This window comes from Synoicihabitans lomoniglobus (assembly GCF_029023725.1).
In the GTDB taxonomy this organism is placed as follows: Bacteria; Verrucomicrobiota; Verrucomicrobiia; order Opitutales; family Opitutaceae; genus Actomonas; species Actomonas lomonigloba.
Genome location: NZ_CP119075.1, coordinates 4,851,652 through 4,867,522 on the forward strand (window position 1 = coordinate 4,851,652; position 15,871 = coordinate 4,867,522).

The following is a 15,871-nucleotide window of genomic DNA, read 5'->3' on the forward strand; positions in this document are numbered from 1 at the left end:
CCCCAATGTTCGTAATACGAACATTGGAACGCTCCGGTGCAAAAGCACCCGAACTATCCGAACCGAAGATTGCGGACCCGACCGGCCACAAGTGCCTCAACGCCACGCGCCTCTTTGTTCGTATTACGAACAAGGTGGTTTTCGCCAGAACCTGCTGCATCCCGCCTCGAATGTTCGTAATATGAACATTCGCGACGGGTCGGTGGACGCGGCGGCGCGGGGCAGGTAGGGCGCGACGCAGGTCGGGCGCGGGGTGGGTCGAATGTGGGGTGGACGCGGGCATGAGTAGGGTTTGCGATGCCGCCATGCTGCATCCGTGGGAAATCACCGCCTCGCGCTATATCGTGAACGATCGTTGGTTGCGATTGCGCGCCGATACGTGCCGCCGCCAAGACGGCTTGACGATCGATCCGTTTTACGTGCTGGAGAAACGCGACTGGGTGCACGTCATCCCGGTGTTGCCCGATGGCCGTATCGTGTTGGTGCGGCAGTATCGCCATGGCGCCGGGATCATGTGTCTGGAGTTTCCCGGTGGCGTGACCGAACCCGATGAGGATCCGCTCGTCGGCGCACAACGTGAACTCGTCGAGGAATGCGGTGCCACCGGCGGCACGTGGTCGCATGTCACAACATTTTATCCGAACCCGGCGCGCCAGAGTAACCAGTTCCACTGTTATCTCGCCCGCAACGTCGAAGAGACGCAGGCCGCCAACCTCGATCCCAACGAGGAGATCGAAGTGCTGCGGCTCACGCCGACCGAGATCGACGCCGCCATCGCCAACGGCGAATTTTCTCAGGGCAACCACATCGCTGCCTACCTGCTCGCGCGCTCTCAATTGGTGAATTAACGGGAGTCGGCGGCAGCCGCGTCCACCCGGTTCACGTTTCAGTTTTCTAACTGTCCGTCACAAGCGATTGGACCTCAGCCGATCTTGCGTGCAACCTTACTCCATGCCCCACCCCACTCGACGTGATTTCCTGCGCTCCGGTGCGATCGTTTCCTCTTTGCTTTGGACCGGTTGCCAAACCCGCCCCAACGCGTCGCCTTCCGTCGCGACGCTTGCTCCATCCGGCCGGGTCCGTCTCGCCCTCGTGGGCATCGGCAATCGCGGCAAGGACCTCATCCAGGCCTTCAACGACACCGGGTTCACGAGTTTCGTAACGGCGGCCGACGTCGATCTCGGCGGCGCGCACTGCGTGGAGCCCAAACAGATGCTGGGCGACATCCCGTATTACGCCGACTTCCGGGAAATGTTGGCCGAGCAGGGCGACCACATCGACGCGGTCGTCATCGCCACGCCCGACTTTTCGCACTTCCCCGTCGCCATGGCGGCGATGGCCGCGGGCAAGCACGTCTACGTCGAGAAGCCGCTTGCCCACACTTTCGAAGAAGTCGATTTGCTCATCGAGCAGGCCGCGCGCACCGGCGTGGTCACGCAGATGGGCAACCAAGGCCATTCCGGTCCCAATTATTTCCAGTTCAAAGCCTGGTCCGAGGCCGGTGTCATCAAAGACATCACCCGTATCGACGCCTACATGAACTCACCGCGGCGTTGGCACGGCTGGACGGTCGACGGGTTCGATCACGGCCCAGCCGCCCCCGCCTCGATCGATTGGGATCTGTGGCACGTCGGTCGGCCCATGCATCCCTTCAGCGAGCGCCTGCACCCCGGCAATTGGCGCAGTTGGTTTGAGTATGGTGACGGGGCGTTCGGTGACTGGGCTCCCCACATTCTGGATACGGCGCACCGCTTCCTCGACCTCGGCCTGCCCGCGACGATCGAAGCCGTGAAACGCGACGGGCCCAACGACTACATCTTCCCGCAGGCCACCACCATCCGCTTTGGTTTCCCCACCCGCGGCGCGCACCCGGCTTGCGATGTCTTTTGGTATGACGGCGTGGACAACCAACCGGCTCTCCCGCCTGAGGAGACCGTGGGCGCGGAAAGTCAGCGCAATGGCAAATACCTTTATGCGGCGGACGGCACCGTTTTTCGCGGTGGCACGCACAGCGCTACGCTGCGCATCATTCCCGCCGCTAAAATGCGCGAGATGGCGCCGACGCTGCCTCGTTTCCCGCAGAAAAACAGCGACCACTTCGCCAACTTCGCGCTCGCTTGCCTGGGTCAAGAGGAGGCGCGGTCACCGTTCTCGGTCTCGGGTCCGTTGTCGCAGGTGTTTATCCTCGGCTGCATCGCCCAGCGTCTCGGCGGCACCTTGAAGTTCGACCGCGAGCAACGCCGCTTCGTCGACCACCCGATCGCCAACGCCTTGCTCAGCGGTCCGCCCCCGCGCAAGGGTTGGGAAGCGTGCTACCGGATTTGAGGAAGTAAAGGCACCGGACACGCCCTCCGCTCCGCCCCGGCTACGACGCAGCGCCCGCATGCGGGCGGCCTACCATGCGCGGTGCCCGTATGCGCAGATGTTGGGCATCGAACGGGTCTTCGTCGCCTGTCGCCCTCCGGGAGCGGGGCGGGAGTGGCTCACGCGGTGCCGGTTCGCCCGAGCAAAATCTGCGCCGCAATTTCTTTCGTCTCACTCCGGTCGTGATCGCACAATTTCGTTTCCGCCAAACGCGGGCGGTTCCTCCACGCCATGAAGACCCTGCTGCTTTACCCGGAATTTCCCAACACGTTTTGGAGCTTCAAACACGCGTTGAAGTTCATCCTGAAGCGGGCGTCCCTGCCGCCTTTGGGCCTGGTCACCATCGCCGCCATGCTGCCCAGTTCGTGGCAACTGCGCTTGGTCGATCTCAACGTGCGCCGGCTGCGCGACCAGGATCTCGCCTGGGCCGACGCAGTGTGCATCAGCGCGATGATCGTCCAGCGGCCATCGGTGCAGGCTCTGCTCGCCCGTTGCCGGGCGGCCGGCAAACTCATCATCGCCGGAGGGCCGCTCTTCACCAGCGCCCACGCAGACTTTCCCGAGGTCGATCATTTCATCCTCAACGAAGCCGAGATCACCTTGCCGGAATTCCTGCGCGACTTCGCGAACGACACGGCGAAACGGGTCTATGCCACCTCGCGGTTTGCGGATATCGCCACCACCCCGGCGCCGCGTTGGGACCTGTTGGAACTGAGCCACTACGGTTCCATGGCGGTGCAGTATTCGCGGGGCTGTCCCTTCGACTGCGAGTTCTGCGACGTGACCGCGAAATTCGGCCATCGGCCGCGCATCAAGACCCCCGCTCAAATCACGACCGAACTCGACGACCTGCATGACGCCGGCTGGCGCGGGCAGGTCTTCTTCGTCGACGACAACCTCATCGGCAACAAGCGCTCCCTGGCTCGGGACTTGTTACCCGCCCTCATCACCTGGCAGGAAAACCACGGCCGCCGCACGCCCTTCTACACCGAGGCGTCGATCAACCTGGCAGACGATCCGCGGCTGATGAATCAGATGGTGGAGGCGGGGTTTGACTCCGTCTTCATCGGCATCGAAACCCCGAATGAGTTGGCGCTGGCCGAGTGCAACAAGCGACAAAACCAGCAGCGCGATCTCGCCGCCGACGTGCACCGCATCCAGCGAGCGGGCCTGCAGGTTCAGGGCGGTTTCATCGTCGGCTTCGACAGCGACACCCCGAACATCTTTCACCGCCAGGTGGAGTTCATTCAACGCAGCGGCATCGTCACCGCCATGGTCGGTCTGCTCAACGCCCTGCCGGGCACGCGTCTGCACGACCGTCTGAACCAGGAGGGGCGTTTGTTGGGGAACAGCAGTGGCGACAACGTGGATGGCACCATGAACTTCCGGCCCACCATGCCGGTGGAAAAACTGCAGGCCGGCTACCAGTGGATTCTCGAAGGCATTTACTCACCGAAGCCCTACTACCAACGGGTGCGCACCTTCCTGCGGGAATACCAACTGCCCCGCGTGCGCTCACCCCGCAGTTGGCGCAACGGCATCGGCCTGGCGCAGGCAACCGTGCGCCTGGGCGTGCTCGGGCGGGAACGCTGGCAGTATTGGCGGCTGCTTACGTGGACGCTGTTTCACCGTCCGGCCATGATGCAACTGGCCATCACGCTCGCGATCCACGGCCAACATTTCCGCCGCTGCTGCGACCGCATGAAGGCGGCTGCTTGAACGGTCGCGCCGGGGTCGCTCATCGTGTCGTGATCGCGGCACGGCCGGCGGCAATGTCTTCACCCTCCGCGGTCACCGTCACGGTAATCTCGCCCGGTTCACCGGGTTTGCCGCGCACGATGGCCAGGGCGAGGCCGTTGAAGGCTTGACGTTGGAGTGAGGGGAAGGCGGTCAGGTCGGTCGGGTCGCCGTTGTCGGTCGCGACGATTTCGCCCGGGCCGCTGATGGAGAATTTCAGCTTCGGCTTGGCGTTGCGGATGAATTCACCGTCGGCATCGAGCACTCGCACGGTCACGAAGCTCAGATCCTGACCGTCGGCCGTGATGGTGGCGCGGTCGGGCTCGGCCTTGAGTGCGGCGGCGGGGCCGGTCGTCTTGACAATGTGCTCGGCCCATTTGGCTCCGGCTTGGTAGGCGACGACTTTGATCTCGCCCGGGGCATAGATGACGTCGTCCCACCGCAGGCGGTAGTCATACTCGCCTTTGGTTTTCCGGCCCAGCGATTTGCCGTTGAGGAAAAGCTCCGCCTCGTCGCCCGTGGTGAACACATGCACCGGCGTGACCTCGCCCACGCGGTCCGGCCAATTCCAGTGCGGCAGGACGTGCACCATCGGCAGGTCAGGCCGCCACGCGGCTTGATAGAGGTAGAAGCGGTCCTTGGGAAAACCCGCGAGGTCGATCACCCCAAAGTAGGAACTGCGGGCGCCGTAGTAAGGCGTCGGTTCACCGAGGTAATCCCAACCGCTCCACACAAAACCACCCGCGACGTAGGGGTGGCGCGCCAGCGAACCGAGCACCTTGTCGGCCGACGAGCCGAAGGGCGCGGTGTAGAGTTCGTAGGCGCTCACGTGCTGCGCGACCGGGTCCCCGCCCTTGCCGCCCTCGACCGGCGCGCTGATGCCCGGCGTGACCGGAAACAGGTATTCACCGCGACTGCTCACGGCGGCGGCGTTTTCGCTGCTGATGATCATCTTGTCCGGAAACGCTTCGTGAAAGGCCGGGTAAAGCGGCGGCGTGTTGATGCCTTTCAAGTGCGCGTAGGCGGGCGCGTTGCGGATACCCTCGCCTTGGTAATTGAGCGTGACCGTGTCGAACACCGTCGGCAGCGGCATGTGCGGCTTCGCGTAGTTCATTGATGCGGCGGTCGGGCGCGTCGGATCTTCGGCCTTGGTGATGTCGTGCATGCGCTGACCCACGGTCGCGCCGGCTTCGTCGGTGTATTGTTCGCCGACCTCGTTGCCCACGCTCCACATGATCACGGACGGGCTGTTGCGATCGCGGCGCACGAGGGCGCGCATGTCCTGCTCGCCCCACTCGGGAAAAATGAGGTGAAAATCGAGCGGCGGCTTTTTGCGCTCCCACGCATCGAAACTCTCGTTGATGACGAGGAAGCCCATGCGATCAGTGAGTTCGAGCAACTCCGGCGCGGGCGGGTTGTGCGCCAGGCGAATGGCATTGCAGCCGAGCTCACGCAGGATCTCGAGCTGACGCTCGGCCGCGCGCACGTTGAAGGCCGCGCCCAACGCCCCCAGATCGTGGTGCTGGTTCACCCCTTGAAACGTGATGTGCTCGCCATTCACGAACAGCCCTTTGACGGGATCGAAAAGCAGATCGCGGATGCCGAAACGCGTTTCGTAAACATCCACCATGTCGCCGCCTTGATGCAGCGTCGTCACCGCCACGTAGAGATGAGGCGTCTGGCTCGGATACGGTCCCCACAGACGCGGTTGCGCGAGCGTCACGGTGCTCGCGATGCGTTGGTCGCTGCCCGCGACCACCGTGGCCTCGCGCGGGGCGAACGCGGCGACGGCACTGCCGACGCGCTCCCCGGCCGCATCGAGCGCGTAGATTTCCGTCGTGGTGCGAACCGACGCGTCGGTATCGGCGCGGTTGGTGAGATTGATGGCGATATCGACGGTCGCAGCTTCCGCCGAAACATCGCGCGTCGTGATGAAGGTGCCCCATTGACCGACCTGCACCGGGTTGGTTTTGGTCAGCCAAACACTGCGATAAAGACCGCCGCCCGGATACCAGCGAGATGAGTTGGGCGGGTTGTCGAGGCGGATGGAGAGTTGGTTGGGGCCGCCGAAATTCACGTAAGGCGTGAGGTCCAGATGGAACGATGTGTAACCAAACGGCCAACCTCCGACGAGATGGCCATTGAGCCACACCATGGCGTAGGACATCGCGCCATCGACTTCGAGCGTGAGCGTGCGGCCCGCGTCACTCGCCGGGATGTCGAGATCGCGCCGATACCACGCCACGCCGGGGCTCGGCAGGCGGCCCATGCCACCGCCGACAGGAGTCGGGTAACCCTCGTAAAACGGCCCCTTGATGGCCCAGTCGTGCGGCAACGTCACGGGCTCCCACGCCGCATCATTGAAGTCGTCCTGCACAAACGGAAAGTCCGCCCCCGGATCACCCTCGGGCCGCACGTGACGCCGGGCCGGGTCCGCAATGAAGGCGTTGCCGGAGGGCAGTATCCACGGTTTGAGCACGAGCTGCCCGGCCACGACATCCACGGCCTCCGTCGGCTTGGCGTCGGCCGGACGCGTGTCGACCGCATCGGAATCGTCGGGGCGCACATCGTAGATCAGAGCATCGGCTTCGGCCGCGTTGGCGTATTTGAAGAAACGCCAATCGTCGTTGAGAGAAATGCGTTCGCGCGGCGCCGCGGAAAGCGCGGACGTGGTGGCGAAGACGAGACAAGTCAGGGCAAAGGTGGAGCGGATCATCGGGTAAACATAGGGCGTGGACTCGCCCCGAAAGGGTGACGCGGCAAAGGGGGAAAATACAGGCTTGGGCTCACCTGAAGCCGGGTCGAGATTCGTCGTAACAAACGGTTAGCTTTCCGGCATTCGACCTGCTTCCGTCGCCCGCATGATTCGTCGTTGGTATACCTGCTTTCTCCTCCTCACCTCCCTTGCCGCCTTCGCCACCGCCGAGCCGCTCTACGCCGTGTTGGGTGCTTACCGGCCCGAAATGGAGGCCCTGCAAGCTGAGTTCGAAGTCGACGCCGACCACGGTTGGACCAGCGAAGAAATCAAGGGCATCACGTTTTGGCGCGGCACCGCCGACGGCAAAGACATCATCCTTTTCCGCACCGGCGTGAGCATCGTCAACGCGGCCTATCGCCTGCAACTTGCCCTCGACCGGTTCCCCATCACCCACGTGCTTTTCAGCGGCGTGGCGGGCGGCACCGATCCGGCGCTCGACGTCGGCGACGTCGTCATTCCCGAGCAATGGGCGTTCCACGATGAAGCCGCCTACCTCAACGAAGACCCCGACAAACCCGGAGCCTATCTCGTGCCCGACTATCTCAACCCCAAGATTGAGAACTTCGACATGATCTTCCCCGACAGCATCCGCGCCACGCGAGGCGACGGACTCGGCGCCCGCGAAATGCCCTTCTTTCCCTGCGACCCCGAGCTGCTCGACGTCGCCCGGCGCGTCGTGCCCACGCTCCCGCCCATGACCAAGGGAGGTCGCACCGTGGACATCTCCGTCGGCGGCAACGGCGTGGCCGGCACGGTGTTTTTGGACAACGCTCGTTACCGTGAATGGATCTTCAAAATCTGGCAGGCGCGCTGCCTCGACATGGAATCCACCGCCCTCGCTCAAGTGGCCTGGGCCAACGAAATCCCCATCCTCATCGTGCGTGGCCTCAGCGACCTCGCCGGTGGCCAACACGGCAAAAACCCCATCGACGACAACGAACTCCGCGTCTCGGAAATCGCCGCCAAAGCCACCCGCGCCATCATCGCCGCGCACGCGAAATAGGCCGCGAGGTTGCGCGTCACCCCAGACCTGCTTGCTTACCGCTCTATGGAAAAACGGCGACTTGGACGGAGTGGGATCGTGGTGACGGATTTGTGCTTCGGCACGATGATGATTGGGTCGCGCAATACGGAGGCCGAGGGCCATGCCTTGCTTGATCGCGCTTACGAGGCGGGCATCACGTTTTACGACACGGCCGAGGTTTATCCCGTGCCACCGAAAGCGGAATACGTGAACACCTGCGAGGAGATGGTCGGCCGTTGGCTCAAAGCCAAACCACGCGACAGCATCATCCTCGCGACCAAGATCGCTGGCCCCGCCCACGGCTGGTTTGTGCCGCCCGTGCGGAACGGTAACGCCGCCATGGATCGTCACCAGATCCGCCGCGCCATCGAGGGCAGCCTGAAGCGGCTCCAGACCGACTACGTCGATCTCTACCAAACCCACTGGCCCGACCACGATTTCGGCTACGAGGAAACCCTCGCCGCTCTCACAGAGCTCAAGGACGAGGGCCTCGTGCGCGTGATCGGTTCCAGCAACGAATCCGCGTGGGGCACGATGAAAGCCGACGCCACCGCCAAGGAACACGGCCTCGCCCGCTACGAATCGATCCAGAATAATTTCTCGATCATCAACCGCCGCTTTGAAGACGCGCTGGCCGACATCTGCCGCCGCGAGCAAATCAGTTGCCTGCCCTACTCGCCCCTCGGCGCCGGCGTGTGCTCCGGCAAATACAACGACGGCGCGCTGCCCGAAGGAGCCCGCTTCACCGGTTACCTCACCGGAGACGGCGAACGCCAAAAGAAGATGGCCGAACGTTTCGTCAACGAACGCAGCCTCAACTCGGTCGCCGCGCTGCGCGAACTGGCCCAAGAAGCCGGACTGAATCTCGTCGCCATGTGCCTCGCGTGGAGCAAGCAGCACGACTTCGTCGCCTCGACGATCTTCGGGGCGACCACGATGGAACAACTCGAGGAAAACCTCGGCGCGTCCGACCTCGTGCTCAGTGCCGACGTATTGGCCAAGATCGACGAGATTTCAAAACAGTATCCGTATCCGCTGGGTTGAGGTGATCGATGTTGGAGCCGGGAGCGGCCGGCCAGTCGGCGGCCTACCCCGGATCGGATATGGCGGGCGGCGAGCTTGTTCACGCCCGACGCGAGGTTGCGTCAGAACTCGACTGCTACTTATCCAACCAGCCACCCGTCGCCTGCAAGGGTCCCGGATCGCCCTGGCGGCTGATCCATATCGCCACCGCTTGTCGGACGGGCGCGACGTCTTCGGCGCTGGCCGGTAGGGTGAGGTGAGCTTCACCGCCTGGGCGCAACGGCGTGGAACGCCACCCCAACACCAAAAACTCATGCTCCAGCTGTTTGCCGCGGTTCTCACCCCGGCGGACGTCGCTGGCGATACCACCCCCGAGCAGCGCGACGTGGGCGACGAGGTTTGTTCGCTCATTTCCAATCTCGAATCGCACCGTGACTTTGCCGTCGGCCACTTCGGCCGTGAGCACACCGACGGGAGCGTCGTCGTCATCGGACCGGGACAACCCGTGCTCGCGTGGCGTCCATTCCTGGCCTGCCCGCACGAAACCCGGCGTGTAGACCCGACCACTCCGCCACGACTGGGCGTAAGCGTATTGACGATCTGTATACGCCGGCGCCGCAAATTTATCGGGCCAGCCCAGACGGTCCCAGTAATTGACGTGCCACGCGACCGGCACGAAGTCGCGCCAGAGGCCTTGATCGTGACGCAACTCGCCCAGCCAATGCTCGGCCGGCGGACAACTCGAGCAACCCTCGCTGGTGAAGAGTTCCACCAGCGGGACGGCCGACGGACCACTGCGAAACATCTGAGCCGGTGCGACCGTGGCCGACATGACCGCCACCGCGAACGTGACTTCCCGTAAAAACAAAAACGGCCTCATGAAAACATGAGGCCGCTCGCAAAGCGTTTATTCCAATGAGATCGGGCTCAATCCCAGTTGAGCACGAGGCGGGTGTAGTAGGTGGTGTCCATCTTCTCGACGCCGGGAGCGGGCTCGCTGGTGTAGTCGTTGGACAGACCCAGACGGAGCTTCCACTTGGAGGATGCGAGGGGCATTTCGAAGTAGGAGTCGTGGATGGCGCGGTAGTTGGCGAAGTCGTCAAAGGACGGCACGATGCTCAACGAGTTGGTCATCTTCATGGTCTCAAAGGCGTAGGTGTGGTTGAGGCCGAAATCGAGACCGGCGCTCTTCACGTCTTCGGTGAGCGGGTTCTTGTAACCCTCGTAGCGGAACGACAAACCGGCGCGACCCGTGAGGGTTTGATGTGCCTTGCTGATCATGTCGTAGCCCAGACCGGCGGCGGACACGTTGTAGAGCTCGATGTCCTTGATGCGGTCGAAGCCGCCTTCGTTACGCACATACCAGGACATTCTGCCGCGGAAGTTGTTGGCGTAGTCGATGCCGGCCTTGAACTGGTCGGCCGATTTCACGTCATCCGTTTCCTGCCGATTGTAGGCAGTGTAGAATTTGAGGGTATCCTTGGAGCCCTTGAGGGTCGCCCGCATGCTGACGGCGGAGCCGAACTGGCTCTTGTTGCCGCTCTTGCCAGTGATGTCCAAGGCCGCCTCGTAGGCCCACTTGCGCTGGAGCGCGGCCACGGCGGGATCGGTGCCACCGGGAGCCCACGTCGTCGCAATTTTGTCGACGCTGGTGTTGATGGTGCCATCACCACCGGCGATCGCGACCTGACCCGTGGAGGAGGTGGTGATCTTGCCTTCCATGGTCGTGCCACCGGCCAGGCGAATCACCAAGGGATCATCCATGGTGAGCGAAGCGACTTCGCTCTGAGCGATCGAAACATCGCCCGCATAAGAGGTGCCGAGAGTGATCTTGCCACCCGCGATTTTCTTAACGGTGCCCACCAAACGGGCACCATCTTTAGTCTCAACCACGTCGGCCTGCAAAAACGCCGCAGCAGTCGCGGCGATGAGCGCACCCAGGAGGGACTTGATAACAGTTTGTGTCTTCATAAGTAGGAAATATAGGGTCTTTACCCTAGTTTTATTTGTCAACGACTTGTTTCACCCAAACTCCATCGTCACACCGCGAGATTCATTTACAGTTTCTTCGACTGTGTCACGTTGCCCGGACCGGATGAGCAAACTGATACACAGCCCTTCCCTGGCAACCGCGAACGGTTGGCGTAACTACCGACTCCTCGACACCGGCGCCGGCATGAAAATGGAGCGCTGGGGCGACGTGACTCTCGTAAGGCCCGACCCTCAGGTCATTTGGCCACAAAAACGGGCGGTCTGGACCAATTGGGACGGCTATTATCACCGCAGCGAACGCGGCGGCGGAAAGTGGGAATTTCGCAAAAAATTACCAGAATCCTGGCATCTCGACTACGAGCCGCTCGGGCTGCGTTTTCGCATTTCGCCCACCTCCTTCAAGCACACCGGTCTCTTCCCTGAGCAAGCGGTCAACTGGGAATGGAGCTCCAAGCTCGTTAAAAAAGCGCGCGCCGCCGGTCGGGAAATCTCCGTGCTCAACCTGTTCGGCTACACGGGCGGCGCCACCTGCGCCGCCGCCAAAGCCGGGGCGACCGTATGCCACGTCGATGCGGCTGACGGCATGGTCAAGTGGTGCCGGGAAAATGCCGAACTCAGCGGTCTGGGTGATGCTCCGATTCGCTTCATCGTCGATGACTGCCTCAAGTTCGTGCGTCGCGAGATCCGCCGCGGTCGTCACTACGATGCCATCATCATGGACCCGCCCACCTACGGCCGCGGCAGTGGCGGCGAGATGTGGAAGCTCGATCAAAACCTTTGGGAATTGTTGTCCGAATGCGGCAAAGTGCTGAGCGACGATCCGCTGTTCTTCCTCATCAACGCCTACACCGCCCGCCTCTCGCCCACCGTGGTCACCAACCTGCTCGCCGATCTCATGGAGCCTCACGGCGGCACCGTCACGGGAGGTGAAGTCGGCCTGCCCGTGGAAGCCGATGACAAGGTCCTACCCTGTGGCGTCTACGGTCGCTGGGAGAAATAATCGCCGCTCGTCGCATCAGTCCTTCAGTTCTAAGCTTTTCAGCCTCTCAGCGTTTTCCACCGCCATGCCTTCCCCTGCCGACTCCTACTTCGACACCGCCACCGCGATGCTGCAACGCGCCCGCGAGATCAATGCCACCACGATCAAGACATGCGCCGGCATTATCGGCCAGTCCATCGCCGATGGCGGCGTGCTGCACACGTTTGGCAGCGGCCACAGCGAGATCATCGGTCGCGAAATCATTGGCCGCGCCGGTGGACTCATGCCGGTCTCGGGCATCTTCGATCCCGGCATGGGATTTTCGGAAAACGTCGTCGGCTACGGCACCCGCCTCGCCCGGCGCTACCATAATACCAACGGCCTGCACGTCGGCGAAGTCGTCATCGTGATTTCCAACTCGGGTAAGAACGCGTCGCCCATCGAAGTCGCACTCGTGGCCCAGGAACTCGGACTGACCGTCATCGGGCTGACCTCGGTCGCCATGAGTTCCACCGCGAAAACCGTGCATCCCGGCGGACAAAACCTCCACGCCGTCAGCGACCACGTGCTCGACAACCTCGGTGTGTCTGGAGATGCGATTGTGGAAATTGACCAAGGCCAAATGGCAGGCCCGACTTCCACGCTCATCGGCACGACCCTGCTCAATCTCCTCGCCCTCGAAACCATGACTTGGCTGCGCGACCACGGCCACGAACTGCCCGTGGTGCGCAGCCAGAACCTCCCGGGCGGCATGAAAGCCAACATCGAACTTTCGAAACGCTACCGCACCCGTCTGAGCAAACTCATCGGTTAGGCTGGTAGCGCGTAACGACGAAGACGTCGGATACCTGTCGTGCCGTTGCCTACGACGATGGCGGCCACCAGGCTGCGGCATTCGCAAGCGAACGCCCTACGCAGGGTTACGACAACGTCGTGGAACCGTTGCACGACGACGACGGTGGCCCGGCGAGGAGTAATGATCCTTGAGGCCCGCCCCGAAGCATTGGATCAAACCGCGACAGCCGAGCGGACCATTCCAGGGGTCATCTCAAATGCGTAGGAGCGTGCTGGCGCGCGATAACACCTGCCTTCGCCGCCCGCGCACCCTGTTGAGCGTGTTCATCGCTCCTACGTCCCGACCAAGCTTCTGCTAGACCATCACTCGCCCTGCCCTAATCACCCCGGCCGGCCGCAGGTAACGATCGCCCGCCCGCCGCTTGGTCGTCGTATCGACGAACACCGTCGGTTCTTCCACCAGCTCCAACAGGGTCACGTCGGCCGGGGCTCCCGGCGCCAGCGTGCCCAATCCTTGAATACGATCAATCACACCCGCCGGTCGCGTCGTCACCATGGCCACCACTTCGTCGAGCGAGAAACCCAGCGCCAGAAACTTGCTCATCACCCAGGGTAGTCGCGGATTACCCGGGGTATCGATGCTGGCCCGATGCAGGTCACTGCTGATCGTGTGCGGTCGCAGGCCTTGGTCGAGCGCCGCTTCCGCCACGGCAAAATCGAAACTCCCGCCACCGTGACCCACGTCGAAGATCACACCGCGAGTTTGCGCCTCCCGCGCCGCCGGCAACAACTTGCCCGCCTGCACGATGTTGTTGCCGAGTCCGCTGAAGCAGTGCGTGAGAATATCGCCGGGGCGCAGCAAATCGAGCAAGTCGGACAACGCGCCCGGCGCGTCGCCGATGTGACACATCACCCGAGCACCTCCGCCCGCCCGCTCCGCCGCCGCGATGGCGCGCCGTAGCGGCTCGAGCCCGTTTTCACCCACGATCGCACTGCCTTCCCGCACTTTGATGCCGAGCAATACGTCGGCATGGGCGGCCACCGTCTCCGCTGCTCGGTCCACCGCGATGTCGGCAAGATCAAGCATCTCAGGTTCCGGAAAGCCCAACAGTCCCCGATTGGAAATGTGCAAAAACGCCAGCACGCGCGTGTTGAGTTGGTCGACCACGTCGCGCTGAAACGCGGCCCAGTCCGGTGCCCCCACATCTCCCGCGCTCACACACGTCGTCACTCCCGTTTCCGCCGTCAGCGTATCCACCGGCAAACCCAACGTGGCCTCCGGCGCGCCCACATGCGCGTGCAGGTCCACCAATCCCGGCACCACCAGTAGCCCCGTCGCATCGATCACATGGCCGCCCATTGATCCCGCCTCCGCCAGGCCCACTTGTTGAATCCGTCCATCTCGCACCATCACATCACGACGCCCGTGCAACCCGCTCGCCGGATCTATGACGGTGCCACCCCGAATGGTCAGCTCCGGCGGCGCCAACACGTTCGACTGCGCCCCCAGCCACGGACTCGCCAACACGGCTCCCGTGCCCCACGCGCTCCACTCGATGAATTGCCGACGGCTGAAACGCTTCATGGCCGAAATCTGCGCGGACTTCCTCCCGCGAACAACCCGCCAGCGATCGCACGTTCAGCAGAGCCCGTGACCATTTCATCGCGTTCCCATTGCTCGCTCTCGCCCCGCGTCCATTTTGGCATCTCAACCTCAAACCACCGCGATGCCCCTCCTCTCCTTTCGCCTTCTCCCCGCCGCCGCCCTCGGACTGGCCGGTTTCTGCCTCACCTCGTCCGCGGCCGACCCTGTCGACACCTCCGCATGGACCCGGGAGCAGGACCACGCCAACATGGTGCAGCAGCTCGGTATCACGGAACTCCGTCGCGGCCCCAATGGTCGGCCCGAGCCCGGTGATCCCCACGCCGCCAACTACGACGAGGCCATCGCCAATCCTTATCCCGACCTGCCTCCGCTGCTCACGCTCGACAACGGACGACCCGTCACCAACGCCGCCCAATGGTGGGTCGAGCGCCGCCCGGAGATTGTCGAGGCATTCGAAAGCGAGATCGTCGGCCGCGTGCCCGCGCAGGTTCCCGCCGTGACATGGGCAGTCGTCGAAACCGGTGCCGCCCAGGCCCAACTCGGTGGTGTGCGGGTCGTCGCCCAAAAACTCCTTGGTCGCGTCGACAACTCCGCCTTTCCCGCCATCGCCGTGAACATCGAGATGACGGTCGTCACGCCCGCCGACGCCCCCGGTCCCGTGCCTCTGCTCATGATGTTCACCTGGCGCGATCCCGGCCTGCCGACACCACCCGATCCCGAAGCCGACCCCAAGGCCGGCTGGCGCAACGGTCACGCCCCCTCCCGCGAGCAACTCATCGCCTCGGGCTGGGGCTACGCCACGATCAACCCCGCCAGCATCCAAGCCGACAACGGCGCCGGTCTCACCAAAGGCATCATCGGTCTCACCAACCTCGGTCAACCTCGCCAACCCGACGACTGGGGCGCCCTTCGCGCTTGGGCCTGGGGGGCGGCCCGCGGACTCGATTACCTCGAAACCTACGCCCCTGTCGACGCCCAGCGCGTCGGCATCGAAGGCGTTTCGCGCTACGGCAAGGCCGCCCTGGTCACGCTCGCGTTCGAGCCGCGTTTTGCCATCGGACTCATCGGATCGGCCGGGGAAGGCGGCACCAGCCTCTACCGCCGTCACTTTGGCGAAGCGGTGGAGAACCTCACTGGCTCCGGCCAATACCATTGGATGGCGGGCAACTTCCTCAAATACGGCACCGCCGCTTCGTCCTTCGGCAGTCTGAACGCCGACGATCTGCCCATCGACGCCCACTCTCTCATCGCGCTGTGCGCCCCCCGCCCGACGTTCATCAGCTACGGCATTCCCGAGCAAGGCGACGCCCTCTGGCTCGACCAACGCGGCAGCTACCGGGCGACCGTTGCCGCCGGCGCCGTGTTCCGGTTGCTCGGCGTCAAAGACCTCGGCGATACCACCGACTACCGCGTGGCCAACCACCCCGCCGTCAACAGTGGCATGCTCAACGGCGCCCTCGCGTGGCGTCAGCACGACGGCGGTCACGAGGACCAGTCCAACATGACCCACTTCATCGCCTGGGCCAACCGCTTCCTCGACCACGTGCCCCCGGCCCGACAGTAGGTGCCCGCCTCTCGAGGGACGATCGCCGC

The 15,871-nt window shown here is 63.4% G+C and carries 12 protein-coding genes; 8 read left to right on the forward strand and 4 right to left on the reverse strand.

What is annotated here, in order from left to right; all coding sequences use genetic code 11:
• Positions 1–281: 281 nt before the first annotated feature.
• The 3 genes from PXH66_RS18550 to PXH66_RS18560 all read left to right on the forward strand — a co-directional run bounded on the left by PXH66_RS18550 (position 282) and on the right by PXH66_RS18560 (position 4,083).
• Positions 282–848 carry an NUDIX hydrolase gene (locus PXH66_RS18550; RefSeq protein ID WP_330930989.1) on the forward strand — a complete coding sequence of 189 codons (567 nt, stop codon included), beginning with the start codon at positions 282–284 and terminating at the stop codon, positions 846–848.
• Between the two features lie 103 nt (positions 849–951).
• Positions 952–2,325 carry a Gfo/Idh/MocA family oxidoreductase gene (locus PXH66_RS18555; protein WP_330930988.1) on the forward strand — a complete coding sequence of 458 codons (1,374 nt, stop codon included), beginning with the start codon at positions 952–954 and terminating at the stop codon, positions 2,323–2,325.
• Between the two features lie 270 nt (positions 2,326–2,595).
• The gene (locus tag PXH66_RS18560; protein WP_330930987.1) at positions 2,596–4,083 is read left to right on the forward strand and encodes a B12-binding domain-containing radical SAM protein; all 1,488 of its coding nucleotides are present in this window, start codon (positions 2,596–2,598) and stop codon (positions 4,081–4,083) included.
• A 19-nt stretch (positions 4,084–4,102) separates the two neighbouring features.
• Here the strand turns inward: PXH66_RS18560 and galB are convergent, their stop codons facing one another.
• On the reverse strand, positions 4,103–6,817 hold the full coding sequence (gene galB / locus PXH66_RS18565; protein ID WP_330930986.1) for a beta-galactosidase GalB: 2,715 nt from the start codon (positions 6,815–6,817) through the stop codon (positions 4,103–4,105).
• 145 nt (positions 6,818–6,962) lie between these two features.
• Between galB and PXH66_RS18570 the strand changes: the two genes are divergently transcribed.
• Together PXH66_RS18570 and PXH66_RS18575 are read left to right on the forward strand one after the other, a co-directional pair.
• A complete protein-coding gene (locus tag PXH66_RS18570) occupies positions 6,963–7,862 on the forward strand; it encodes a 5'-methylthioadenosine/S-adenosylhomocysteine nucleosidase (protein WP_330930985.1) in 900 nt (299 codons plus the stop codon).
• Between the two features lie 45 nt (positions 7,863–7,907).
• Positions 7,908–8,927: an aldo/keto reductase gene (locus PXH66_RS18575; RefSeq protein WP_330930984.1), complete on the forward strand. Its 1,020-nt coding sequence runs from the start codon at positions 7,908–7,910 to the stop codon at positions 8,925–8,927.
• Between the two features lie 115 nt (positions 8,928–9,042).
• Here PXH66_RS18575 and PXH66_RS18580 read toward each other — a convergent pair whose 3' ends face one another.
• Together PXH66_RS18580 and PXH66_RS18585 are read right to left on the reverse strand one after the other, a co-directional pair.
• On the reverse strand, positions 9,043–9,786 hold the full coding sequence (locus PXH66_RS18580) for a DUF1223 domain-containing protein (RefSeq protein WP_330930983.1): 744 nt from the start codon (positions 9,784–9,786) through the stop codon (positions 9,043–9,045).
• Positions 9,787–9,833: 47 nt separating this feature from the next.
• Positions 9,834–10,877, reverse strand: a complete 1,044-nt coding sequence (locus PXH66_RS18585) for a DUF481 domain-containing protein (protein WP_330930982.1) — start codon at positions 10,875–10,877, stop codon at positions 9,834–9,836.
• Positions 10,878–11,001: 124 nt separating this feature from the next.
• On the opposite strand from PXH66_RS18585, the gene PXH66_RS18590 reads away from it, so the two are divergent.
• A complete protein-coding gene (locus PXH66_RS18590) occupies positions 11,002–11,898 on the forward strand; it encodes a class I SAM-dependent methyltransferase (RefSeq protein WP_330930981.1) in 897 nt (298 codons plus the stop codon).
• A gap of 64 nt (positions 11,899–11,962) precedes the next feature.
• Complete coding sequence (locus tag PXH66_RS18595) at positions 11,963–12,691, forward strand: sugar isomerase domain-containing protein (protein WP_330930980.1); 729 nt, start codon at positions 11,963–11,965, stop codon at positions 12,689–12,691.
• A 336-nt stretch (positions 12,692–13,027) separates the two neighbouring features.
• Here PXH66_RS18595 and PXH66_RS18600 read toward each other — a convergent pair whose 3' ends face one another.
• Entirely contained in the window at positions 13,028–14,257 is a 1,230-nt protein-coding gene (locus PXH66_RS18600; protein WP_330930979.1) for an amidohydrolase/deacetylase family metallohydrolase, read from the reverse strand.
• Between the two features lie 142 nt (positions 14,258–14,399).
• Between PXH66_RS18600 and PXH66_RS18605 the strand changes: the two genes are divergently transcribed.
• On the forward strand, positions 14,400–15,842 hold the full coding sequence (locus PXH66_RS18605) for a glucuronyl esterase domain-containing protein (protein ID WP_330930978.1): 1,443 nt from the start codon (positions 14,400–14,402) through the stop codon (positions 15,840–15,842).
• Positions 15,843–15,871 lie beyond the last annotated feature (29 nt).

What these genes read in the sequence shown, in the direction of transcription:
- PXH66_RS18550 (WP_330930989.1), top strand. Translation starts at nt 282, where the DNA reads ATGAGTAGGGTTTGCGATGCCGCCATGCTGCATCCGTGGGAAATCACC.
- PXH66_RS18555 (WP_330930988.1), top strand. Translation starts at nt 952, where the DNA reads ATGCCCCACCCCACTCGACGTGATTTCCTGCGCTCCGGTGCGATCGTT.
- PXH66_RS18560 (WP_330930987.1), top strand. Translation starts at nt 2,596, where the DNA reads ATGAAGACCCTGCTGCTTTACCCGGAATTTCCCAACACGTTTTGGAGC.
- galB (WP_330930986.1), bottom strand. Translation starts at nt 6,817, where the DNA reads ATGATCCGCTCCACCTTTGCCCTGACTTGTCTCGTCTTCGCCACCACG.
- PXH66_RS18570 (WP_330930985.1), top strand. Translation starts at nt 6,963, where the DNA reads ATGATTCGTCGTTGGTATACCTGCTTTCTCCTCCTCACCTCCCTTGCC.
- PXH66_RS18575 (WP_330930984.1), top strand. Translation starts at nt 7,908, where the DNA reads ATGGAAAAACGGCGACTTGGACGGAGTGGGATCGTGGTGACGGATTTG.
- PXH66_RS18580 (WP_330930983.1), bottom strand. Translation starts at nt 9,786, where the DNA reads ATGAGGCCGTTTTTGTTTTTACGGGAAGTCACGTTCGCGGTGGCGGTC.
- PXH66_RS18585 (WP_330930982.1), bottom strand. Translation starts at nt 10,877, where the DNA reads ATGAAGACACAAACTGTTATCAAGTCCCTCCTGGGTGCGCTCATCGCC.
- PXH66_RS18590 (WP_330930981.1), top strand. Translation starts at nt 11,002, where the DNA reads ATGAGCAAACTGATACACAGCCCTTCCCTGGCAACCGCGAACGGTTGG.
- PXH66_RS18595 (WP_330930980.1), top strand. Translation starts at nt 11,963, where the DNA reads ATGCCTTCCCCTGCCGACTCCTACTTCGACACCGCCACCGCGATGCTG.
- PXH66_RS18600 (WP_330930979.1), bottom strand. Translation starts at nt 14,257, where the DNA reads ATGAAGCGTTTCAGCCGTCGGCAATTCATCGAGTGGAGCGCGTGGGGC.
- PXH66_RS18605 (WP_330930978.1), top strand. Translation starts at nt 14,400, where the DNA reads ATGCCCCTCCTCTCCTTTCGCCTTCTCCCCGCCGCCGCCCTCGGACTG.